The 21,727-nt window shown below is 51.2% G+C and carries 20 protein-coding genes; 5 read left to right on the forward strand and 15 right to left on the reverse strand.

The annotated features are described in order from the left end of the window. Positions 1–16: 16 nt before the first annotated feature. The 3 genes from PaeBR_RS22900 to PaeBR_RS22910 form a co-directional block, all read right to left on the reverse strand. A complete protein-coding gene (locus PaeBR_RS22900; protein WP_410512732.1) occupies positions 17–967 on the reverse strand; it encodes a sugar kinase in 951 nt (316 codons plus the stop codon). A 12-nt stretch (positions 968–979) separates the two neighbouring features. Further along, positions 980–1,744 carry a sugar phosphate isomerase/epimerase family protein gene (locus tag PaeBR_RS22905; protein ID WP_410512733.1) on the reverse strand — a complete coding sequence of 255 codons (765 nt, stop codon included), beginning with the start codon at positions 1,742–1,744 and terminating at the stop codon, positions 980–982. A gap of 247 nt (positions 1,745–1,991) precedes the next feature. Next, the gene (locus PaeBR_RS22910; protein ID WP_410512734.1) at positions 1,992–3,038 is read right to left on the reverse strand and encodes a LacI family DNA-binding transcriptional regulator; all 1,047 of its coding nucleotides are present in this window, start codon (positions 3,036–3,038) and stop codon (positions 1,992–1,994) included. Positions 3,039–3,200: 162 nt separating this feature from the next. Between PaeBR_RS22910 and PaeBR_RS22915 the strand changes: the two genes are divergently transcribed. Continuing rightward, a complete protein-coding gene (locus PaeBR_RS22915) occupies positions 3,201–3,695 on the forward strand; it encodes a GNAT family N-acetyltransferase (RefSeq protein ID WP_410512735.1) in 495 nt (164 codons plus the stop codon). 93 nt (positions 3,696–3,788) lie between these two features. Here the strand turns inward: PaeBR_RS22915 and PaeBR_RS22920 are convergent, their stop codons facing one another. The 4 genes from PaeBR_RS22920 to PaeBR_RS22935 all read right to left on the reverse strand — a co-directional run bounded on the left by PaeBR_RS22920 (position 3,789) and on the right by PaeBR_RS22935 (position 8,235). After that, positions 3,789–4,013, reverse strand: a complete 225-nt coding sequence (locus PaeBR_RS22920; RefSeq protein ID WP_410512736.1) for a hypothetical protein — start codon at positions 4,011–4,013, stop codon at positions 3,789–3,791. Further along, the gene (gene hydA, locus PaeBR_RS22925; RefSeq protein ID WP_410512737.1) at positions 4,013–5,440 is read right to left on the reverse strand and encodes a dihydropyrimidinase; all 1,428 of its coding nucleotides are present in this window, start codon (positions 5,438–5,440) and stop codon (positions 4,013–4,015) included. Before hydA ends, PaeBR_RS22920 begins: the two co-directional genes overlap by 1 nt. A gap of 2 nt (positions 5,441–5,442) precedes the next feature. Next, a complete protein-coding gene (preA, locus tag PaeBR_RS22930; RefSeq protein ID WP_410512738.1) occupies positions 5,443–6,732 on the reverse strand; it encodes an NAD-dependent dihydropyrimidine dehydrogenase subunit PreA in 1,290 nt (429 codons plus the stop codon). Positions 6,733–6,843: 111 nt separating this feature from the next. Further along, positions 6,844–8,235 carry an NAD(P)-dependent oxidoreductase gene (locus PaeBR_RS22935; protein ID WP_410512739.1) on the reverse strand — a complete coding sequence of 464 codons (1,392 nt, stop codon included), beginning with the start codon at positions 8,233–8,235 and terminating at the stop codon, positions 6,844–6,846. Positions 8,236–8,599: 364 nt separating this feature from the next. On the opposite strand from PaeBR_RS22935, the gene PaeBR_RS22940 reads away from it, so the two are divergent. After that, on the forward strand, positions 8,600–10,288 hold the full coding sequence (locus PaeBR_RS22940; RefSeq protein ID WP_410512740.1) for a PucR family transcriptional regulator: 1,689 nt from the start codon (positions 8,600–8,602) through the stop codon (positions 10,286–10,288). Here the strand turns inward: PaeBR_RS22940 and PaeBR_RS22945 are convergent. The 6 genes from PaeBR_RS22945 to PaeBR_RS22970 all read right to left on the reverse strand — a co-directional run bounded on the left by PaeBR_RS22945 (position 10,263) and on the right by PaeBR_RS22970 (position 16,982). Continuing rightward, positions 10,263–11,621, reverse strand: coding sequence for an aspartate aminotransferase family protein (locus tag PaeBR_RS22945; RefSeq protein ID WP_410512741.1), 1,359 nt, complete (start codon positions 11,619–11,621; stop codon positions 10,263–10,265). The genes PaeBR_RS22940 and PaeBR_RS22945 overlap by 26 nt on opposite strands. Before the next feature lie 30 nt (positions 11,622–11,651). Further along, the gene (locus PaeBR_RS22950; RefSeq protein WP_410512742.1) at positions 11,652–13,115 is read right to left on the reverse strand and encodes a CoA-acylating methylmalonate-semialdehyde dehydrogenase; all 1,464 of its coding nucleotides are present in this window, start codon (positions 13,113–13,115) and stop codon (positions 11,652–11,654) included. A 104-nt stretch (positions 13,116–13,219) separates the two neighbouring features. Beyond that, positions 13,220–14,317 carry an ABC transporter substrate-binding protein gene (locus tag PaeBR_RS22955; RefSeq protein ID WP_410512743.1) on the reverse strand — a complete coding sequence of 366 codons (1,098 nt, stop codon included), beginning with the start codon at positions 14,315–14,317 and terminating at the stop codon, positions 13,220–13,222. A 150-nt stretch (positions 14,318–14,467) separates the two neighbouring features. Continuing rightward, positions 14,468–15,385 (reverse strand): ABC transporter permease, encoded by a 918-nt coding sequence (locus tag PaeBR_RS22960; RefSeq protein ID WP_410512744.1) that lies wholly within the window; start codon positions 15,383–15,385, stop codon positions 14,468–14,470. Then, positions 15,385–16,197, reverse strand: a complete 813-nt coding sequence (locus tag PaeBR_RS22965) for an ABC transporter permease (RefSeq protein WP_410512745.1) — start codon at positions 16,195–16,197, stop codon at positions 15,385–15,387. Before PaeBR_RS22965 ends, PaeBR_RS22960 begins: the two co-directional genes overlap by 1 nt. A gap of 2 nt (positions 16,198–16,199) precedes the next feature. Continuing rightward, complete coding sequence (locus PaeBR_RS22970) at positions 16,200–16,982, reverse strand: ABC transporter ATP-binding protein (RefSeq protein WP_410512746.1); 783 nt, start codon at positions 16,980–16,982, stop codon at positions 16,200–16,202. 214 nt (positions 16,983–17,196) lie between these two features. Here PaeBR_RS22970 and PaeBR_RS22975 point away from each other — a divergent pair, with 214 nt between their 5' ends. Next, on the forward strand, positions 17,197–17,664 hold the full coding sequence (locus PaeBR_RS22975; RefSeq protein ID WP_410515285.1) for a pirin family protein: 468 nt from the start codon (positions 17,197–17,199) through the stop codon (positions 17,662–17,664). On the opposite strand, the gene PaeBR_RS22980 is transcribed toward PaeBR_RS22975, so the two are convergent. Then, positions 17,623–18,477, reverse strand: a complete 855-nt coding sequence (locus PaeBR_RS22980; protein WP_410512747.1) for an MBL fold metallo-hydrolase — start codon at positions 18,475–18,477, stop codon at positions 17,623–17,625. The genes PaeBR_RS22975 and PaeBR_RS22980 overlap by 42 nt on opposite strands. Positions 18,478–18,608: 131 nt before the next feature. Between PaeBR_RS22980 and PaeBR_RS22985 the strand changes: the two genes are divergently transcribed. Both PaeBR_RS22985 and PaeBR_RS22990 read left to right on the forward strand, forming a co-directional pair. Then, complete coding sequence (locus PaeBR_RS22985; RefSeq protein ID WP_410512748.1) at positions 18,609–19,361, forward strand: DUF72 domain-containing protein; 753 nt, start codon at positions 18,609–18,611, stop codon at positions 19,359–19,361. Between the two features lie 45 nt (positions 19,362–19,406). Then, a complete protein-coding gene (locus PaeBR_RS22990) occupies positions 19,407–20,927 on the forward strand; it encodes an alpha-amylase (protein ID WP_410512749.1) in 1,521 nt (506 codons plus the stop codon). A 93-nt stretch (positions 20,928–21,020) separates the two neighbouring features. Here PaeBR_RS22990 and PaeBR_RS22995 read toward each other — a convergent pair whose 3' ends face one another. Next, complete coding sequence (locus PaeBR_RS22995; RefSeq protein ID WP_410512750.1) at positions 21,021–21,632, reverse strand: biotin transporter BioY; 612 nt, start codon at positions 21,630–21,632, stop codon at positions 21,021–21,023. Between the last annotated feature and the right edge of the window lie 95 nt (positions 21,633–21,727).

A 21,727-nucleotide genomic window follows, 5' to 3' on the forward strand; every position in this document is an offset into this window, starting at 1 on the left:
TTATTTTCTCCCCTTATTAATTGGTACAGGCTGATGTCATAAACGCTTCCAATTGGGCACGGGTCGGCAGACCTTCCGCATCACCCGCTGCCGTCACAGCCAAGGCTCCGATGGCATTTCCCCGCCGAACCGCTTCTTTTACCGGCAGTCCGTCCAATAATCCGCTGATCAATCCGACCGCAAAACCGTCTCCCGCTCCGACTGTATCCACTACCTGAACCGGGAAGCCATCGACAACCCCTTCTTCAGTCGGCGTACGATAATACGCGCCATCCGGACCCAGTTTGACCGTTACAAGCTTGACGCCCTGCTCCAGATAAAAAGCCGCGATATCCCTAGGCTCGGAGTAGCCGGTCAAAATCGTGCCTTCTCCAGCTCCCGGCAGAACCCAATCTGCCTGGCAGGCCATGGAGTTCACGACCTCAACCATTTCCGCCTGGCTGCTCCACAGTTTGGGACGGAGATTGACATCAAACGATATGGTCCGGTTCGCTTCCCTCATGATCGTAAGAGCCTCATAAGCCAGCTCCCTGGCGCTTGCAGAAATGGCCGCAGGAATCCCGGTCAAATGAAGATGCTTCGCGCTTGTAAAAGCTGCCGGATCGACATCGGCGGGACAAATCGTGCTTGCCGCAGATCCTTTACGGAAATACTGCACCTGAGGGTCGCCATTCTCGACCTTTGATTTCAATTGAAACCCGGTCGGGTACCGTTTGTCTGTGAGGACAGCATCTACATCCACATTTTCTTTGCGAAGAGCTTCAATGATAAATTTGCCGAAGGAGTCATCCCCGACCTTGCTAATCCACCGCATGTTAAAGCCCAATCTGGCCAACCCGGTGGAAACATTCGTTTCTGCTCCGGCTAGCGCCTTGGTAAACTGCTCTATGAGATGCAGCTCCCCGGGGCGGTCAGCGATAAACATGGCCATGGCCTCGCCGAATGTTACAACATCACATGCCTTCATACTTAAGTCCTCCTATGCTTCCGCTATCATCGCTACGTACTGCTTCAAGGCCTGAATCAGGTCCTCTCCTTCGACCGGGAACTCAATCGTCCGAGGTACGTCCTGGGGAAGCAGGCTCAGAATACTCCGCCATAAGCTTCCGGATTCTTCCGGCAGGGCCAGAGTAACGAACTTTCCGTTTACGGTCTCTACATGCTTCAAGTGAATATACCCGACGTAGTTCCCCAGTGCAGCCGCAGCTTGCAGCCCTTCTTCACCGGTCCAGTTCCAATTACCGATATCAAAGGTCATGCAGATCGGCAGCCCAGCCTGCAGGCAATCCCCAAAAAAACGCTGGAGCTTGCGCACATTGCCTCCGTGGGGCGTTTGATCATTTTCAACCGTCAGTTTTAAAGCGCTTTCTGCGGGAACATGGCTTGCCCAATATTGCTCCAGTTCAGCAAGGTCGGATGTTCCGGGCTGATAATGGCCGAGCGAGGTTTTGAGCCACACCGCTCCGATGACCAGCGCTTCGGGAATGACAACATCCAGTTTCTCCGTATTCAGCGATCCATCCGCATTCCATAATTCCACCGGAGCCGAATAGACGCTCACGAGCCGCCCTGTTTTGATTTCCTTCTCCAAAGCAGCCAGACTGGGGTTTTCCTCCTGAAAGAGCTCTCTTCGGATTTCAATTCCGGCACATCCTGCAGCCTTGGCTACCGGAACACAACATTCCTGTCCATGACCGCTGGCCAATGGGCCGAGAGAAGCTGTAGTGGTAAAAACCTGAATCATTGCAATTTCTCCTTTAATCTACAAAGTCATTCCGAGCTAAATGGAAGCGTTTTATGGTACCGATAAACGGAATCGGTTCCATAAATGGCCTAAAGGGAAGCCGCCTTATATATAGGACGACTTCAGTTGGTTTATACATCAATTTGCGCAAAATTGATTGTTGATGAAACCGTTTTACGAAATCGGTTCCATTGGCATAAACATACAATAGGTACAAGGTCTCCGTCAATACATTTCACAAGATGTTTTAACTTTTTAGCGGAGTTGAGCCTCTTATGATTAAGTTCGCAGACAACGCAAAGTGACTCTCCGGAGTTTTATCGCCGGCGATACGTTCAAGAACTCTTTCCATCGCCTTTTGTCCGATTTCATAGGTAGGCTGGGCTACAGTTGTGAGACCTGCACCGATTACGGGAGCCCAATCCGAATCATCAAAGCCGGCAATGCCGATATCTTCAGGTATGCGCAGCCCTCTCTTCTGCAGAGCATTAATCAATTTGAGCTGCGTGACTGCGTTTACCGCGAAGAGCATGCGGAATTTGCCTGCGGTTTCGATAAGAAACTGATCCAGCTTTGCCTCGAACTGCTCCTGATTGCGGATTTCGAACTCATAAATATCATTTACACTGGGATGTCCCGCTGCTCCAAGCACCTCCGTAAAAGCCTGGGCACGTTCGTAACGCGAGCTGACATGCTCGATAGGCTGGGAGAAAAAACCGATTCTTTGATAGCCCTGCCCCAGAAAGAAACGAGTGGCTTCAGACATTGCGTTAATATTATCCGTTGCGACGGTGTCAAATCCCAGACCCGGAATACTGCGGTCGATAAATACGATAGGAATTTGGTCCTCAGCCATTTCCTTCAGAATGTCCTGGTTATAGCCGGTAGGATGGATAATCAGACCGTCGATGCGGTGCGCCTGCATCATGGCGATATAATTTTTTTCTTTTCCCGGATCGTTATCCGTATTGCATACAATCATGCTGTACCCCTGTTTGGTGCATACGTCCTCAGCCCCCCGGAGTACGGAAGTTGAATACGGATTTGAAATGTCAGCAAAAATCATCCCTATGGAATAGCTCCGGTCCGCCCTGAGCCCTCTGGCCAACCGGTTCGGCCGATAACGAAGCTCGGACACCGTCTGCTTGATTCTCGTAAGGGTAGTCTCGGAAATCGATTTATAATCTCCGCTCAAATAGCGGGATATCGTTGTTTTGGAAACACCCGCTGCCTTGGCCACATCGGCAATCGTTGCTTTATGCGGCGGCTTAGGGGGCTGGTTCATCGTGTCCATGGCTTGTCCTCATTCTTGGATAGGTTGTAAAGATGCTTTATTATATCATACCAGAATATCACTTAATGCAGCGTTCTCCCTATTCTAGCAGCAGATGGATGACCATAGGGTCCGCTTATAATATAATTTATGGAATACATATGAGCGAGAGGGGTAAAAACAGTGATATTTTCAGAGTTAATTAAGCTGAGAGAGTCGGCGGAGCAGGATTTGGAGTTCGTACTCGCTGCAGAGCAGGGACAGCACAATCGGGCTTTTATCGGCCAATGGACCAAAGAACAGCACCGTGCCGCGTTCCAGGACGAGGATATGCTGCATCTAATTATTGAAGACGCCGCAGGTAAGCGGGTTGGATATGTCATAGTGACAGGCCTGCTAGAACCCAATCTGGCGGTTTGCATCAAACGTATTGTGATCGAGTCCAAAGGGCTTGGCTACGGCAAAATGACGCTGAGGCTTCTCACGGATTGGGTGTTCCGGAATACGGAGACTCACCGGCTCTGGCTGGATGTCAAGGATCATAACAGCAGAGCGCGGCATGTGTATGAGGGAGCGGGCTTTATTTTTGAGGGTACGCTGCGGGATTGTGTGAAGGTCGCGGACGGCTTCGAATCCCTGCAAATCATGTCCATTCTCCGGACAGAATATTTAAGGTAATAGGGGGGTCAATCAGCTCTCCAGATACTCAAGTCCAGCTTTGCACAAGAAAGGCTGCAGGAAAGTTATCCCGCAGCCTCGTTGTCATAGCTATTACAGCGCATCTGTCTTCTGTCCTGCAAAAACGAGAGTTGTTACATACTTCCGGGCATCCGCTGTCAACAGGTTAAGCTTTACACTCCCCGGCGCCGGTTCTCCCCTGACAAACTTGACTGCGGCACCATCCAGATTCTCCACAATGCTGGCGACGGCATAGCCTTTGAAGAGAAGGTCGTTGATTTCCTGCTGTTCTTTTGCAAACTCTGCATAGGCGGACATCACACCACTCCCTCACTGACCTTCGGCTTGGAAAGCCCGGGGGCTGCCGTTTCAAACCGTTTCCGCTGCAGATATCTCCCTGATCCTGCTTTACCGACGAATTGCTTGTCACGGATGACAAATTCGCCCCGGCTGAGGACGGATACAGGCTCTCCTTTTACCTCGAAGCCCTCAAAGGCATTGTAGTCCACATTCATATGGTGCGTATCTGCGGAAATAGTTCTTTCTGCATTCGGATCAAAAATAACAAGGTCAGCATCGCTACCTACGGCAATGGTGCCTTTTTGCGGAAATAATCCGAACAGCTTGGCGCTGGAGGTAGAGATTATGTCTACAAATTTATTCAGGGAGATCCGGCCCTTTTGCACACCTTCGGAATACAGGATGCTGAACCGGTCCTCTATGGTAGGGCCGCCGTTCGGGATTTTGGAGAAGTCGCCCAGCCCCAAATCCTTCTGACCCTTGAAATTAAAAGAGCATTGGTCGGAGCCGATCGTTTGCAAACTGCCGTTCCAAAGCGCATCCCACAGAACATCCTGATTCCACTGCTCGCGCAGCGGAGGAGACCATACGTATTTGGCACCTTCAAAATTCGGCTTCTCCAGATCCGTCTGGTCCAGCACCAGGTACTGCGGACAAGTCTCACCGTAAATGCGCAGCCCTTTTTTGCGGGCTTCGGCAATTTTCCATACCGCTTCCGCGCAGGTAACATGCACAACGTACAGCTGCGAGTCGGTTAACTCCGTCAAATAGGCAGCCCGGCCCGTAGCCTCGCCTTCCAGCTCCGGCGGACGGGTCAACGCGTGATAGATGGGATCTGTGTTCCCTGCGGCCAAGGCCTGCTCCACCAAATACTCAATCACATCGCCGTTCTCGGCATGCACCATGACGAGTGCGCCTTCTTTTTTGGCAGCCTGCAGGGTCTTGAACAAAGTACCATCGTCAGCCTGGAAGGTATTCTTATAAGCCATGAACACCTTCAGTGATGTGATGCCTTCATTCTCGATAATTTGCGGCAGTTCTCCCAGCACGGCATCGTTTAATTCGGAAACCATCAGGTGGAAGCTGTAGTCAATGACCGCCTTATCCTGCGACTTCTTATGCCAGGTATCCACAGCCTGCTGCAGCGGCTTTCCTTTGGTGGTCAGGCAGAAATCAATAACCGTTGTCGTACCGCCGAAAGCGGCAGCAATCGTCCCCGTCTCGAAATCATCCGCTGTAACCGTGCCGCCAAATGGCATATCCAGATGGGTGTGAGGATCAATGCCGCCAGGAAATACGAAACAGCCTGCCGCATCAATAATTTCAGCACCCTCAGCCTCCAGATTTAGACCGATCGCCGTAATGATTCCGTTCTCAAGCGCAACATCACCCGTGTAGGTATCCGCTGCGGTAACGATGGTTCCGTTCTTGATTATTTTTTTCATGATTAAACCACCTCCGCTTTCGAATAGGAGCCGTTCAACGTACTGATTACCTTCTGCCGTTCATTCCAGGTCATCGGCGCAAGTCCGCTATCCAGAGAAATCATATCGATCGCACCTTCAGCCGGGCACACGATAGAACAGAGATTACAGCCGACACAGTCTTCTTCCCGTACCTGCACAATCCCTTTGCCCTCTGCATTCGTCAGCATATCGATACATTGATGCGAAGCGTCCTCGCAGGCAATGTGGCATTTATTACAGTTGATGCAGTTCTCCTGATTAATTCGCGCTACAACCTTATAGTTAAGGTCCAGATCACCCCAGTTGGAGTATTTGGGTACCGATTTACCGATCAGCTCGGTGACAGAGGCCAGACCCTTTTCATCCAAATAGTTATTCAGGCCGTCAATCATCTCCTCGACGATCCGGAAGCCATGATGCATAACCGCTGTACAAACCTGGATGCCTGTGGCTCCCATCAGCATGAACTCAACGACATCCTGCCAGGTGGAGATGCCTCCAATACCGGAAATCGGTACGCCTACGGCTCGGTCACGTGCGCATTCGGCCACCATGCTCAGCGCAATCGGCTTCACAGCCGGTCCGCAGTAGCCGCCATGTGCGCCTTGCCCGCCGACATGAGGAATCGTATTCCAGCTGTGAATATCCACGCCGGCGAGGCTGTTGATCGTATTGATCATGCTGATCGCATCGGCACCGCCCTTAACGGCATGCCGGGCAACAACGGTAATGTCGGTAATATTCGGCGTAAGCTTGACGATAACCGGCGTGGTCGCCACTTCCTTGACCCATGTCGTCTGCGCCTGCACCAGATCGGGCTGCTGCCCGGAAGCCGCGCCCATACCCCGCTCCGCCATCCCGTGCGGACAACCAAAGTTAAGCTCCAGCCCATCTACGCCGATGGCTTCCACACGCTTGACAATTTCATGCCATGCCTTCTGCGTCGGCTCTACCATCAGGGAGGCGATAACCGCATGGTTTGGGAATCTTTTTTTCGTTTCATAGATTTCTTTCAGGTTCACTTCCAGCGGCCGGTCCGTGATCAGCTCGATGTTGTTGAACCCGGCTACCCGCTGTCCATTGAAATGCACGGCGGCAAAACGGGATGAGGTGTTAATGATCGGATCGCCAAGCGTCTTCCATACGGCGCCTCCCCAGCCGGCTTCGAATGCGCGCTGCACCTGATAGCCTGTATTTGTAGGCGGCGCCGAGGCCAGCCAGAACGGATTGGGTGACTTGATTCCTGCGAGATTAATACTCAAATCTGCCATGTATAGTTCCCTCCCTATCATTAATCGCCATGCTTAAAAAAATAAGATCGGTGACTGTCCGCAACTACGGTGAATGTTTGGACTTTCGGCCGCTGTTGTTCCCAGATTTGCCTACACAGCCGAGCCGACCACACTGTCCTGCTGCGGCAGAAACTTCTGAATAATAGCGTGGGCGGCATCCTTGCCTTGCTGGGCGGCGGATACGACCATTGCCTCGCCTTTGCCGGAGCCAAAGACAATATCTCCAGCCGCATAGATTTGCGGGTCGGAGGTTCGATATGTTGTCTCATCGATCTGGACAACACCCCACTCATGCCGGAGGCCCAGGGCATCGATCAGGTCGGTGCGCCGTTGTTGCCCGATAGCCACAACAACCGCATCCACCGACATTAAGAATTCAGAGCCTTCGACAGGCATCGGGACTAGCCGTCCATCCTTGCCAAGCTCACCGGTGAGCTTCATCTGAACACATTCAAGACCGACGACTTTACCCAGTTCATCGCCGACAATGCGCTTGGGCAGTGTAAGCCAACTGAATTCCACGCCTTCCTGCTTGGCGAATTCATATTCGAAATCATAGGCCGTCATTTCTTCCCGGGTCCGGCGGTAGACCATCTTCACGTTTGCTGCTCCCAGGCGCACCGAGCAGGTAGCCCCATCAATCGCTGTATTGCCCGCGCCGATTACCGCGACACGCTGACCCATCAGCGAAAGTGTCGGAACACCGGTTTTGGTGGTCTCTACCAATTGGATAGCATCATACACGCCTGTTAACTGCTCACCCTCAATACCGATTGGAGGGACATAACCCATCCCTGCAGCCAGTACGATGGCATCATAGCCCGACTTAAGCTCCTCTACGGAAACATCCACACCGACTTTTACACCTGTACGGATTTCTACACCCAGCTTCTCCACCTGTTCTACTTCCCATAGCGATACGGACTGCGGCAGCCGAAACGATACGATTCCGTGCGTATCCAGTCCTCCGGCCAGCGGCTTTGCTTCATAGATAACAACGGAGAAGCCCTCCCGGGCCAGCTCGCGCGCTGCGGATAATCCGGCAGGTCCGCCGCCGATAATCGCGACTTTTTTACCATTGGATTCTCCCGCTGTAAATAATTGAACTCCGCTATGGATTGCCCAATCCGTCGCATAACGCTGCAGCAAACCGATCTGAATCGGCGCGGAAGCGTCATTCAGCACACAAGCACCCTCACACAATTCTTCGGTGGGACAGACACGGGCACAGCTTGCGCCTACGGGGTTGGAATCCATAATCGTTTGAGCCGAGCCTTTTAGATTATCCGTGGCAATTCTCTTAATAAAGGAAGGAATATTAATACTGGTCGGGCAGGCTTTGATACAGGGGGCGTCATAACAATAGAGGCAGCGGTTAGATTCATCAATGGCACCTTTACGGGTCAATCCCGGCTGGGCCTCGGTGAAATTACGCATAAACATATCCGGTGAAAATGTGGTTAACGGAGAATCATGTCCCATCAGCTATCCCTCCTTCATGTATAAGTTATTTCTATGCCGCAGCACAGGGCTTTCTGTCGATACGCTGCAAATTCCCATCCGCATACATGCTGTAATGCCGCATATTATCTCCCCCAAATCAGGTTTGTGTTATATAATATAACATAATTACGATATACGCCTTAATTTTTTGCTCACTCAAGCTCATTATTATAGTAGAATAGATAACAACACGGGCTAATTTATTCAACTTCTATCCGTTTGGGTTATATATTCTAACACGTTATATACAAACTATAGTCAATTCATAATTTCGTTACATTAGACATATTGTCTAATTTCAAAAGTTTATTTTTTACGAATTCGGAAAGCGAGGGGGAACCACATGGATTGGGAGCTTGTATTTACAATTCGCGACGCGCTGAAAAGACCGTTATTTGAAGAAGCAGAGTTAATCGGAGGAAAAAATGGCCTTAACCGGTCGATTCGTTGGGTGCACGTGCTGGAAAGTGCCAGCTTCGAAAGTCTGATTCATGGCGAGGAAATGATTTTGACTACCGGTATTGGAATCGGTGTCGATCTGCCCTCTTCCTTGGCTTTTATGGAGAACCTGATCAACAAAAATGCAGCCTGTCTGTGCATTGAGATAGGCACCTATTTCAGCACAGTTCCACGAGAGCTGATCGAGCTGGCTAACCGGCACGATTTTCCGCTGATCATCTTCACACGGACCGTCCGCTTTGTCGACATCACACTCGATCTGCATTCACTCATCATCAATCGTCATCACCGGATGCTCCAGGAGCTGGAGAGTATTTCCCGCGAATTTCACCGCTTGACCCTGACCTCGCAAGGGGCACTCAAAGTGCTGCAGCTGTTATGCAAAAGCACCCGAACACAAATCGCCTACATGCAGTTGCAGGGCAAGCCTCTATTCTTTCCGGCGCTGTCACCCGAGGATCAAGCTCCTCTTCTGCGTGCCTTTGCCGCCTTCAGCGAAGAGATGGAGGGCAGCCAGCCCGATGCTGCACCTTATATACGTGAATACGGAAATAAAACGATGATGATAAAGCCGGTGGGGGCACTGGATCAGACCTGGGCGTATATCCTGATGGTTTGTAACCACAAGCCGCAGGAATTCGACTGTCTGCTTCTGGACTCTGCATCATTGTCCATCGCTCAGGAGCTGCTTCGTACGCGTTACATGGAGGAGCGCAAGCTCTTTTCCGAAAATCTGTGGGTGGATGAGCTTATTAACGGCCGTATTGAAGATGATAACCGGCTAAAAAGCCTGATCGGGCCGGATTTCAATGTCGCGAACGAATTCCCTTACCGCGTATGTCTGGTCGAACTCGAGAATCCCCGGGACGTCAAATGGAACAGCTCGGAAAATGATTGGGAATCCATCACCTTCCATCTGTCGCTCATCCTGCGTTCCATTTTCGAGAAATATTCCCTCCGGCCGCTGATCACGCTCAAAAATAACCGTCTGACCGTCATTGCGCTGGATATCCAGTCCAAGCTTCCGGGCAAGCCAAGACTTCAGCAGGCACTCGATTCCCTGCAGCATATCCGTTCCGACGAGAAACTAAAGGACCTGCAGCTCATCATAGGCGTCGGCAAGTCCCATACCGGTCTCAAGCACGCTTATGCCGGCTATCAGGAAGCCGTTCAAGCGCTGTCTCTTTATCCCTGCTACCAAAAGTCACTGTTATTCTATGAAGAGCTCGGCGTCTTCCAGCTGCTGCTCAGCTTAAATGACGGCCACACCCTTCAGGCCTTTATCCGCAGCTACCTCGGCCCTCTGATCGATCACGATCAATCCAAGGGCAGTGAGCTGATGCTTACGCTGCGCGTCTATTTGGACCACGACGGCTCCAAGCAAATCGCAGCCCGGAATTTGTTCATTGTCAGACAATCCCTTTATTACCGTCTGGACAAAATCACCGAGCTGCTCGGTGAGGACTTCATGTCACCCGAGAACCGAATTTCCGTTCAGGTTGCTTTGCGCGCCTACCAATTTCTTTATCCGGAAAAATTCGCGCTCCCTAGCTCCCGCTCATTACAGATTTAAAGGTATCTATGATAAACTGTAAATCCTCATCGGTCGATGAAAGCGGCGGAGCAAAGGTCAGCACATTATTAAAACCTGCGACGGTATCGCCATTTTTACCGATAATAAGCCCCTTGGCTTTGCACTGGGCAATGATGCCTTTTACCGTATCCAGATCGACCGGTTTTTTGCTGACCTTATCTTCAACAAGCTCAATCCCTGTTACCAGTCCGAAGCTGCGGATGTCACCTACAAGTCTATGATCCAGCAGTTCAGACAGCTCACTGTTCAATCTTGCGCCCAGAATGTCGGCTCGCTCCACCAGATTCTCCTGCTCTAGGATCTCAAGATTACGCAGCGCTAACGCACAGGAGGCCGGGTTTCCTCCAAAGGTGTTCACGTGGCGGAAATAACCGTAATCATCACTGTTATCCTTGAACACTTCATAGATGTCCTTGCGGACCGCCGTCGCAGACAAAGGAAGATAGGCACTGGTCAGCCCCTTGGCCATCGTCACGATATCAGGCTTCACATTGAAATTGTGATGGCCGAATTTACGTCCGGAACGCCCAAAGCCGCAAATCACTTCATCAATAATGAGCAGCACGCCATGCTTGCGGCAGATTTCCTGTACCCGGTCCATATAAACCTGATGGGGAACAATAACGCCCCCACCCGTGATTACCGGCTCCATAATAACCGCTGCAACCGTCTCGACACCTTCCCATACAATCGTATCCTCAATGGCCTGGGCGCACTGGAGATTGAATTCCTCTACCGTTTGACCGGCAGGCCGGCGATAGCTGTCCGGCGGGGCTACATGCAGAAACCCGCCGCTAAGCGGCTCGTACTTATACTTCCGCTGTGCCTGCCCTGTTGCGGACAAAGCACCCATGGAATTTCCGTGATAACCGCGGTAGCGGGCAATGAATTTATGCCGGTAATGCTGACCGATCTGCTGCTGGTACTGGCGGGCCATTTTGAAAGCAGCTTCGTTCGCTTCCGATCCGCTGTTGGAGAAGAAGATTACATAATCGTCTCCCAGCCATTCGTTCAGCTTCTCCGCCAGCGCTATAGCAGGCAGATGGCTTTGCGTCAGCGGGAAATACGGCAGACTCAGCAATTGATTGTAGGCAGCCTCCGCCAGCTCTTTCCGGCCGTAACCGACATTTACACACCATAAACCGGACATTCCGTCCAAGTATTTGTTGCCATTGATATCCGTAACCCATGAACCGCTGGCCGAAGTTGCGATCATTGGCGGGTTGGTTTCGCTGTAAGGTGTGATATTGTGCCATAAGTACCTCTGATCTTTCTTAATCGCCAGCTCACTCTCAGTCCCCACGCTTTGCATGCCACTCTCTCCTTTCAAACTCTGTTTTAGCTAATAACGGGCGGTGATCATTTTTTTGCGGGTATAGAATTCAACGCCATCGCGGCCGTTCGCATGCAGATCTCCGTAGAACGATTTCTTGTAGCCCGAGAACGGGAAAAAGGCCATGGGGGCCGGTACGCCCAGGTTGACACCCAGCATCCCCGCATCAATCTCTTCCCGGAACTCGCGGATCGCCTTGGCGCTGTCCGTATAGATGCAGGCTCCGTTGGCAAACGGCGATTGATTCGTTACGGCTATGGCCTCACCCAGATCCTTAACGCGAATTACCGCCAGCACAGGCGCGAAGATTTCATCCTTCCAAATCACCATACCCGGCTTCACATGATCAAAAATCGTCGGACCGATGAAATAACCCGTGCCGCTTGCGGCGGCATCCTTTCTTCCATCCCGTACCAAGGCGGCATTCTCACGCTCACCCGCCTCGATGTACGATAAGGTTCTTTCCTTATTCGATTGCCGGATAACAGGGCCAAGGAATACGCCTTTCTCCAAGCCGTTTCCGATTTTGAGCTCATCCGCCGCCGATTTCAGACGGTTCACCAATTCATCAGCGATGTCTTCATGGACGACCACTACCGAACAAGCCATGCAGCGTTCACCCGCAGAACCGAAGGCGGCAGAGATAATGTTCTTCACGGCATTATCCAGATCCGCGTCCGGGAGTACAATAGAATGATTTTTGGCGCCCGCCAACGCTTGAACCCGCTTGCCATGGGAGGTTCCCGTCTTGTAAACGTATTCCGCCACAGGCTGCGAGCCGACAAAGGAGATGGCCTTAACCTCGTCATGCTCCAGCAAGCCGTTCACAACCTCATGCGCGCCATGCACAATATTAAGCACTCCCGGCGGAAACCCGGCTTCCGCAAACAGTTCTCCGAGGCGGTTTACCAGCAGCGGCGTGCGCTCCGAGGGCTTCAGTACAAAAGTGTTGCCACAGGCGATCGCCAGCGGGAACATCCAGCACGGCACCATCATCGGAAAGTTGAACGGGGCGATGCCGCCGATGACACCCAAAGGATAGCGGTACATGCCCGACTCCACTCCGGTAGCAATATCGGGCAGTTGGCTGCCCATCATAAGGCTAGGAATCCCTGCAGCGAATTCCACACACTCAATGCCGCGCTGCACCTCGCCTTGCGCTTCCTCCAGACTTTTGCCGTTCTCGAGTGTAATCAGCTCCGCCAGCTCATTCCAATGCTCCACCAGCAGCTGCTGGTATTGGAAGAAGTAGCGGGCGCGCCGCGGTACAGCTACTTTTTTCCAGGATTGATAGGCCAGCCCGGCAGCCTCTACAGCAGCGTCCAGCTCTTTCCGTCCGGAGATCGGCACATAGGCAATCACTTCACCCGTCGCCGGATTGAACACCTCTTCATCCCGCCCGGAGGCCGATTCCACCCAAGCTCCATTCACGTAATTCTTAACCCTCGCCACATCCGTGACCAATAGAGACATTCCTGGCACCTCACTTCTCTATTTTGATGTAAAATAGTCGATGATTGTAAGAGATGACCGCCAAAATGACGGCCATCCACTGATAAATATGCTGCGATTAGAACTTACTTGCCAGCCATCTCCACAATCTCATTGGTGTAGGCCTCATCAACTTTGGAAGCCGTTTTGATAACACCGAATTTAAGGGCAATATCGGCAGTTTGCTGGAATGAAGCAGCATCGGTATAACCCATCTTGCTGCTGTCAAAGCCTTCCGGCAGGATCAGCTTGGCAACTTCGTTCATCATGGTCAGCTGATGCTCCTTCGTTGTACTGCCCGCCTCCGCCAGCTTCATCACGCTATCTACAGCAGCCTCAGGATCAGCAATGGCATCCTTCCAGCCCTTGAGTGAAGCACGGACGAATTTTGCTGCAGTTTCCTTGTTCTCCGCCAGCCATTCCTTATTGGCGAACAGGTTATCTTCCAGCATCGCTACGCCTTCAGTATTCATATCAATAACATTCAAGTCCGCAGCCGGGATACCCGACTCCAGCACCACCTGATACTCGTTGTACGTCATAGCCGAAGCGGCATCAATCTCCCCACCCAGGAACTGGTCCATCGTAAAGCCCTGCTTCGTGAAGTTAAGATCCTTATTGGAATCCAGCTTATATTTATCAAAAAGGGCCAGAATTTCAAACTCATTGCCGCCCATCCAGTTGCCAACCTTCTTACCTTTCAGATCGGCAGGAGTACTAATGCCTGCCTCTTTTTTGGAAACCAGTACAAGTCCGCTCTTTTGGAAGATTTGCGCAATCTGTACCAGCGGCATTTCCTGTTCCTGGCTGGTCAGCAGGCTCGCCACCCAGTCCACGCCGATGTCAGCTGATCCGCCTGCCACCTGCTGCTCCGGTACAATATCAGGACCGCCCGGCAGAATTTCTACATTGAGACCTTCTTCAGCGTAGTACCCTTTCTCTTGGGCAACAAAATAGCCGGCAAATTGCGCCTGCGGCACCCATTTGAGCTGCAGCTTGACTGTTACGGGTTCAGCAGCCGGTTCAGTCGTTGCACTTGCACCCGGCTCGATTGAGGCAGCAGCACTTGGCTCCGCTGATGGAGCGGCATTATTATTCCCTCCACAGCCAGCCATTACAGTCATCACCAGCATCATAACTGCCAGCAGCACCACACCACGAAACTTGCGATTTATTACGTTCATTAACAATCTCCCCCTACCGTAAATTTTTCTTCTCATGTCTTTAAAAGCACGGACAGTATGGTTACCATTGTGGTGCCTATGCAAACGGCCGAGGGAGACTTCTCTGTCCTTATCCACTGCGGCCGGATGTACTGAAGTGAGCTCTTACATTCAGGATCTCGCGGACGAATGCCACTTGATAAAAACCTTCTCCAATCTCTCCACAATCAGGTAAAACAGCACACCGGCGATCGCAGCCAGTACAATACAGGACCAGCCCAGCGGCATTTTCGCTACCTTAATCGAGTTGGAAAGCAAATATCCAAGACCCCGGGAGGAGAAGAAAAATTCCCCGACAATCGCCCCGATCATACTGGCCGTAGCATTGATCTTAAGCGCAGTGAATACGTAGGGCAGACTGTTTTGAATCCGTAAATACCGGAACACAGCCGACTTGCTCGCCGCATAGGAATGCATAAGGTCGAGCGCCAGCGGGTCGACGGCGGCCATCCCCTTGTACGCATTAATGGCCATTGCAGCCATAGTAGTGGCGGTTACTATCGCAATCCGCGAACCGATGCCGTCCCCGAACCACAGATTCATGATAGGGGCAAGCGCCACTATGGGCACGGCATTCAGGGCAGCTACGAGCGTAAGACTGCCGCCTCCCCAGCGGGGCCAGGCCGTTGCGGCCAAAGCGATCAGGAAGCCGATGCCCGAACCAACCAGCATTCCAAGAACGGCTTCAGCCAGCGTGTATCCGGTGTAGGACAACAGCAGACTGAAGTTCTCCTTCATGGTCTCCGCTATCGCGGACGGCAGCGGCAGCTGATATTTCTTCAGGTCAAAAATAGAGTGAAAGAACTGCAGCTCCCACAGGACCAGGAACAGGATTCCGGCCAGCAGCGGCAATGTCAACCCGGGACTCAACCATCTCATCCAACCTCCGGGCTTGCCACGTTTCCCGGACTTCACTTCAGCATCCGGCTGTAAGACGGAGTTTTTCTGCTCGGTTACAGCCGAACGCTGTGCTCCATCTTTGCCGGGAGAGGGAATAAATGCCGTCTCCCGTACAGAGTTGCTCTCCATTAGCGGCTGCCTCCTTTCGGGCGGAATTCAGGCTGCCAAGGCGCAGCTACACGCTCAATCAAACCCATTAACCAATAACTCAAGATACCCAGCAATGCTCCGACAATCACCGTTGACCAGAACATGTACGTGTGAGAGGGACCATAATAGAGATTCCGCAGCATGATGACGCCAATTCCGTGCTGGGCACCCATCAGTTCAACCAGAATGGCGCCGGTTACCGCAAGCGGAGCGGCAATTTTCAGTCCGCTGAACAGTCCGGGCAGCGCTGCCGGAAGGCGCAGCTTCCAGTATACAGCCCACGGTTTGGCCGCATAGGAATGCATTAATTCCAGCGCCGAGAGATCCACACTGCGCAATCCGCGCAGCATATTAAGCGAGACGGGGAAGAAGGTGATATAACCCGAGATAATGATGCGTGAAATCTGCTCATCCCGCACAATCCCGTAGATAATCGGAGCGAGGCCCAGAATGGGAATCATCTGTGAGGCCACCGCATAAGGAAAGGTCAACTTTTCTATGATCTTCGATATACTCATCAGTACCGCCAGCACAACTCCGGCTGCAGCGCCGAGCAGAAATCCGACACCGGCATTGCTGAAGGTCGCTCCGCCCTCTTTAAGAAGCGTGCCCCCATACTGCCAGGAGGTTGCTAGCACTTCATGCACATAAGGCAGCTTGGACTGAGCCAGCGGCGTCTTCGTTACATTCAAGAGCAGCCAGGAAACAGCTTCCCATATCAACAGCAATCCAAATATCCATACCAACAGCGGCAGCACGCGGCTTCGCATAAACAGGCTGTTCCCTCTCATAGCTACACCCCTTCGAAACTATCGCGGATTCGTGCGATCAGTTCAAAAAACTGCGGACTGTTTCTCATCTCGGCGGTACGCGGACGCGGCAGAGGAATATCAACCACCGAGGACAGCCGTCCCGGATGCGGGGATAACACAAATACCCGGTCAGAGAGAAAAATAGATTCAGGAATACTGTGTGTAACGAATACTACGGTGCTTTGAACCTTGCTCCATACAGACAGAAGCTCTTCATTAAGCCGTTCGCGGGTAAACTCATCCAGCGCCGAGAACGGTTCATCCATTAGCAAAATCTCAGGTTCCATGGATAAAGCTCTGGCGATGGCAACCCGCTGCTGCATGCCTCCGCTGAGCTGCCAAGGATATTTATCCGCAAAGCTCTGCAAGCCGACCAGCTCCAGCAGCTCCAGCGCCTTCTCTTCACGCACGGATTTCTTGATCCCCATCATTTCCAGCGGGAGTGTAATGTTGTCTTTGACCTTTCTCCAGTCATAGAGTACAGGACTTTGAAAGACGATGCCGTACTTCTGGGCCAGCCTTGCTTCTTTAGCACTTTTACCGGCCACAGTGAGGCTGCCGCCTGTCGGTTCAATGAGATCAGCCATCAGCCGCAGAAGTGTTGTTTTGCCGCATCCGGAAGGTCCGAGCAGCGACACAAATTCTCCCTTGGCAATATCAAGACTAACCTGATGAAGCGCCAATACATCTGCCGTTTCCGTTTGATACCTCATTTCAATATTTTCCAATTTAATTTCAGGAATTTCCGTCACTATTGTTGACATCCCTACTCCCCCTATTCCTGAATCAATTAATAATGTTACATTATATAACGCAGTTAAGCTTTAATTTCGAGATATACTCCCTTTCATGTAGCTTTAACTAACATGTTACACTTTGCACTCCATTCTCACATTAGACAAAAAGTAAAATACCTCTGCCGAAATTCCGTCATTATGTCCATAGCTACATGTTTTAGGAGAACACGAGTACTTCGACATCCATCCCCATCGCGGAATGGAGACCGTTACGTATGTAATTTCCGGCCAAATTGAGCATTATGATACGCATAGTGGTGAAGGCGGGGTGCTGAAACCCGGGGATGTGCAATGGATGACAGCAGGAAGCGGTGTCGAGCATAATGAAGTACCTTCAGAGGGAGTTACCGCGCATTCCCTTCAATGCTATACAGTGACGCAGGATTTGCCTGGCACCTACAATGGATTTATTTATGTTCTTGAAGGCAGTGGGACATTTGGGCAAAATAACATCATGGCTTCCAAAGCCCAGGTATTGTGGTTAGAAGAAGGCGGCAGTGGAGAAAGCGAAGTTGACATCACCGCCATCAACCCGCTGCGGGTATTGCTGTATGCAGGTGAACCACTTAAAGAACCGGTGGTCGCAAGGGGGCCGTTCGTAATAATATCACTTCATCCCGGCCATGAAATATTCCAGTCCCTGAAGTAAATCCTTCGGGAGCTCTTCCACCTTCAGATATGCCTTCATCTCGAGCACAACCCGCTCGCGGTCATGCCCGAATACATCTACTATGCGGGCCAGCCGCTCCCAAGGGGACAGGTCTTTGCGGAATTCCTCCTCATTCATGGGGATTCCGTGAGACTCTACATACCACGCAGCCTTATAGTTGTACGCCAGCCCGAGCAGCTTCAGGAAGCCGGTACTGCTGTATTTACGCGGGCCGCCATAAACAGAGGGACCAAGGGCATCTCCAAGGAACAAAATACGCTCCTCTTTAACATACAGAAAACAGGAATCCCCCGCATGATCTCCACCTACATGAACCAGCTCACAAGCGATTCCGCCAAGGTCAATCGAAATGCTGTCTTTAAACAAAATATCCGGCTCCAAAATAGTGATGGCCCGCTTCTCCCCGAATTCCTTGCGGATATCGGCAGCGCTTTCGTTACTAAGGATGCCTTCTGCAATAAGCTGCTCCAGACAATCATCCGACCAGTCCAGCCCCACCAGGTAGGCAAGTGCTTTAGCGGTCTTTTCATGAGCTACTGCGGGCAAATTCCAGGCCGACATGCCAAAAGTATGATCCCAGTGCCAATGCGTCAGCGCCAGTATATCCGGCTGTTTATATCCCCTTTTGGACAACTCATCCCGGAACAGCTCCGCGTGAGCCGGAGAATTGCCCGCATCCATCAAAAGCGTACGTCTGTCCCCCATCACCGCTGCCAAAATAGGACGATCCGTATCATGCTCTGCGTGCATAATCATTACGCGCTTGCTCAACTGCTGAAACTTATGCTCCATAGGTAGCTCCCTTTAACGGTAAATTTACCTTCATGTTGCATGAATCCGGGGCTGAAATCAACTGCGATGTTTTTCAGACCTTGCTTTCAGTTTAATAAGGAATAGCTGAACTTTCATACAGATTCTATGACATGCAGAAAAGAGAGATAGACAGTTCTTTTTATGCGGTGCAGCCCGTTAAAAATTATGCCAAATGGGTAGACCAGACACCGGACGGCTTCAGCTTCATTGTTAAGGCCTATCAGGGAATGACCGGACATTTGCGCGGCAAGAAAAATTATTTCGAGACCCAAGAGGAAATGTTCAAAGCCTTCCACACCTCCATTCAACCGGTTATAAGCGGCGGCAAGCTGGCGATGGCCTTATTCCAGTACCCGCCCTGGTTCGATTGCACCAGAGAAAACGTTGAAATCCTGCACGAAACGAAGGAAATGATGCTGGATGTGCCCTGTGCGCTTGAATTCCGCAATAGCAGCTGGTACAGCCCCGAATTTCGGGACAAGACACTTCAGCTCATGGAACGGGAAGATTGGATTCATACGGTTGTGGATGAACCGCAGGCAGGGTCAGGCACCGTGCCTATTGTCGCTGTGGCTACTTCGCCGGAGACCACTTTGGTGCGCATGCATGGCCGTAATGTCAGCGGCTGGCATCAGAACAGTCATCCCGACTGGCGCAAGCTGCGTTACCTGTACCGATACAGTACCGAAGAGCTTCAGGAGTGGCGGGACCGTCTGCTCCAGCTTGAGAAATCCTCCAAAAATGTGTATGTAGTGTTTAACAATAATTCAGGCGGCGATGCTACTGATAATGCCAAAGAACTTCAAGGGATGCTGGGGATTGACGACGATGGGACGGCCCCCCGCCAGCTGGACTTATTTTAGAGAAAGCCCTTTTTACATAAAGGTTGCCTGAAGGAGGCCAATGTTGTGAAACGAAACCATACGATGATGCAATTTTTTGAGTGGCATGTTGTCGCGGACGGCAATCACTGGAAACATCTTAGCGAGCTTGCGCCGGAGCTGAAAGCAGCGGGAATTGATTCGGTGTGGATTCCTCCGGTTACAAAAGCAATCACCGCAGAGGATACGGGGTATGGCATTTACGATTTGTATGATCTAGGTGAGTTTGATCAAAAGGGAACCATTCGTACAAAATACGGGACAAAGCAGGAACTGATTGAAGCGATTGCCGAGTGCCAAAAAAATGGCATTGCCGTCTACGTCGATCTTGTTATGAATCATAAAGCGGGTGCAGACGAAACGGAAGTCTTCCAGGTGATTGAGGTGGACCCCAATAACCGCATGGAAGAAATCTCCGAGCCTTTCGAGATCGAGGGCTGGACGAAATTCACCTTTCCTGGACGGGGGGATGAGTATTCCGCCTTTAAATGGGATTTCACTCATTTCAATGGTACCGATTTCGATGCCAAAGAGCAGCGCAGCGGCGTCTTCCGGATTGCGGGCGAGAACAAATGCTGGAATCCAAATGTCGATAATGAATTTGGAAACTACGATTATCTCATGTTCGCCAATATTGATTACAATCATCCGGATGTTCAACGAGAAATGCTGGAATGGGGAAAATGGCTGGTCGATACCCTTCAGTGCAGCGGCTACCGGTTGGACGCGATCAAGCATATCAACCATGATTTCATCAAAGAGTTCGCAGCGGAGATGATCAGGAAGCGCGGGGAAGATTTCTATATTGTCGGTGAATTTTGGAATTCCGACTTAAACGCATGCCGTGAATTCCTGAATACCGTCGATTATCAGATTGATTTATTCGATGTGGCGCTACATTACAAGCTTCACTCCGCTTCCTTAGGTGGCAGGGATTTTGATCTTACCCAAATTTTCGAGGACACTCTAGTACAGACCCATCCCTCCCATGCCGTTACCTTTGTCGACAATCACGACTCGCAGCCTCATGAGGCCCTCGAATCGTGGGTAGAGGACTGGTTCAAACAAAGCGCCTACGCGCTCATACTGCTCCGTCAGGATGGGTACCCTGTTGTTTTCTATGGCGATTATTTCGGGATCGGCGGACCCTCACCCGTGGATACCAAGAAGACAGCCATTGACCCCCTGCTCTGTGCCCGCTATCAAAAGGCATACGGTGAACAGGAGGATTACTTCGATCATCCCAACACGATCGGTTGGGTTCGCCGCGGAGTTGAAGAATTCGAGGGCTCAGGCTGTGCGGTCGTTATTTCCAACGGCGACGAAGGCGAGAAGCGGATGTTCGTAGGCGAACACCGTGCCGGTGAAGCCTGGATGGATTTCACCCATAACCGGGAGGGTGCCATAACCATTGAAGAGGACGGCTGGGCAACCTTCACGGTGAACGGAGGCAGTGTCTCGGTTTGGGCTCTTCCCGCTCCCCTCGAAGAAGATGGAGCCTGCGTGAAGAATGATGAGGTAAATAATACAGCAGAGGTTAAAGAGTAATCTTACACTGCCAGATGAAAAGCCTCCTATCTGCTAAAGAACAAGCAGATTAGGAGGCTTCACGATGAATACAGCTTCTTATTGTGACTCTATTTAACGACGACCAGTCAGCGTCTCCTCATCCGCAGACCAAACAACTGCGTTGCTGTTCAAGATGCGTTCTATAGGATACACCTTCCACACAGCCGTTACGACGGCTGCACTCAGGACGGCTTTTATCAGATCACCCGGCAGGAAAGGCCACATTCCCGCAGTCAGCGCTTTCGACAGAGAGTCCATATGCGTGGCGTAAGCCAGCCAGGCCACCCCGCCCGGATACACCAGCAAAGAGCCAAAGACAAAATGGACGGCAAGCAGCTTGAAGAAAGTATACTTATTCTGACCCATGCGCTGAGCAAACCATCCGATCAGAAAGGCTGCGAATGGCCAGGATAAAATATATCCGGCCGTTGGTCCAGTCAGTACGGACATGCCGCCTCTACCGCCCATAACCGGAAATCCGGTGGCGCACAGTCCGATAACGATCAGCACGGCTAAAGTCCCGTAGCGGGCGCCAAGGATCGATCCGATCAGCATAACCGCCAAGGTCTGCATCGTAATCGGCACAGTTGTAAAGGGCAGAGTGATTTTCAAATAGCTCAAAGATATCATAACTCCGGCGAATAAAGCACTAAATATTAAACCCCGAATAGACCATTCTTTCATAGTAGAGTAATCCCTCCATTTTTTAAGGATCACTATATCATCCCTCATTACATACATCAATCAATAAATATTTGCTATAATCGAAAACAAATGTT

This window comes from Paenibacillus sp. BR2-3, assembly GCF_046529485.1.
Classification (GTDB): Bacteria; Bacillota; Bacilli; order Paenibacillales; family Paenibacillaceae; genus Paenibacillus_AQ.

Bases quoted from the DNA above. Each gene is read 5' to 3' on its own strand.
- PaeBR_RS22900 (WP_410512732.1), bottom strand. From the start codon at position 967: ATGAAGGCATGTGATGTTGTAACATTCGGCGAGGCCATGGCCATGTTT.
- PaeBR_RS22905 (WP_410512733.1), bottom strand. From the start codon at position 1,744: ATGATTCAGGTTTTTACCACTACAGCTTCTCTCGGCCCATTGGCCAGC.
- PaeBR_RS22910 (WP_410512734.1), bottom strand. From the start codon at position 3,038: ATGGACACGATGAACCAGCCCCCTAAGCCGCCGCATAAAGCAACGATT.
- PaeBR_RS22920 (WP_410512736.1), bottom strand. From the start codon at position 4,013: ATGTCCGCCTATGCAGAGTTTGCAAAAGAACAGCAGGAAATCAACGAC.
- hydA (WP_410512737.1), bottom strand. From the start codon at position 5,440: ATGAAAAAAATAATCAAGAACGGAACCATCGTTACCGCAGCGGATACC.
- preA (WP_410512738.1), bottom strand. From the start codon at position 6,732: ATGGCAGATTTGAGTATTAATCTCGCAGGAATCAAGTCACCCAATCCG.
- PaeBR_RS22935 (WP_410512739.1), bottom strand. From the start codon at position 8,235: ATGGGACATGATTCTCCGTTAACCACATTTTCACCGGATATGTTTATG.
- PaeBR_RS22940 (WP_410512740.1), top strand. From the start codon at position 8,600: ATGGATTGGGAGCTTGTATTTACAATTCGCGACGCGCTGAAAAGACCG.
- PaeBR_RS22945 (WP_410512741.1), bottom strand. From the start codon at position 11,621: ATGCAAAGCGTGGGGACTGAGAGTGAGCTGGCGATTAAGAAAGATCAG.
- PaeBR_RS22950 (WP_410512742.1), bottom strand. From the start codon at position 13,115: ATGTCTCTATTGGTCACGGATGTGGCGAGGGTTAAGAATTACGTGAAT.
- PaeBR_RS22955 (WP_410512743.1), bottom strand. From the start codon at position 14,317: ATGAACGTAATAAATCGCAAGTTTCGTGGTGTGGTGCTGCTGGCAGTT.
- PaeBR_RS22960 (WP_410512744.1), bottom strand. From the start codon at position 15,385: ATGGAGAGCAACTCTGTACGGGAGACGGCATTTATTCCCTCTCCCGGC.
- PaeBR_RS22965 (WP_410512745.1), bottom strand. From the start codon at position 16,197: ATGAGAGGGAACAGCCTGTTTATGCGAAGCCGCGTGCTGCCGCTGTTG.
- PaeBR_RS22970 (WP_410512746.1), bottom strand. From the start codon at position 16,982: ATGTCAACAATAGTGACGGAAATTCCTGAAATTAAATTGGAAAATATT.
- PaeBR_RS22980 (WP_410512747.1), bottom strand. From the start codon at position 18,477: ATGGAGCATAAGTTTCAGCAGTTGAGCAAGCGCGTAATGATTATGCAC.
- PaeBR_RS22985 (WP_410512748.1), top strand. From the start codon at position 18,609: ATGCAGAAAAGAGAGATAGACAGTTCTTTTTATGCGGTGCAGCCCGTT.
- PaeBR_RS22995 (WP_410512750.1), bottom strand. From the start codon at position 21,632: ATGAAAGAATGGTCTATTCGGGGTTTAATATTTAGTGCTTTATTCGCC.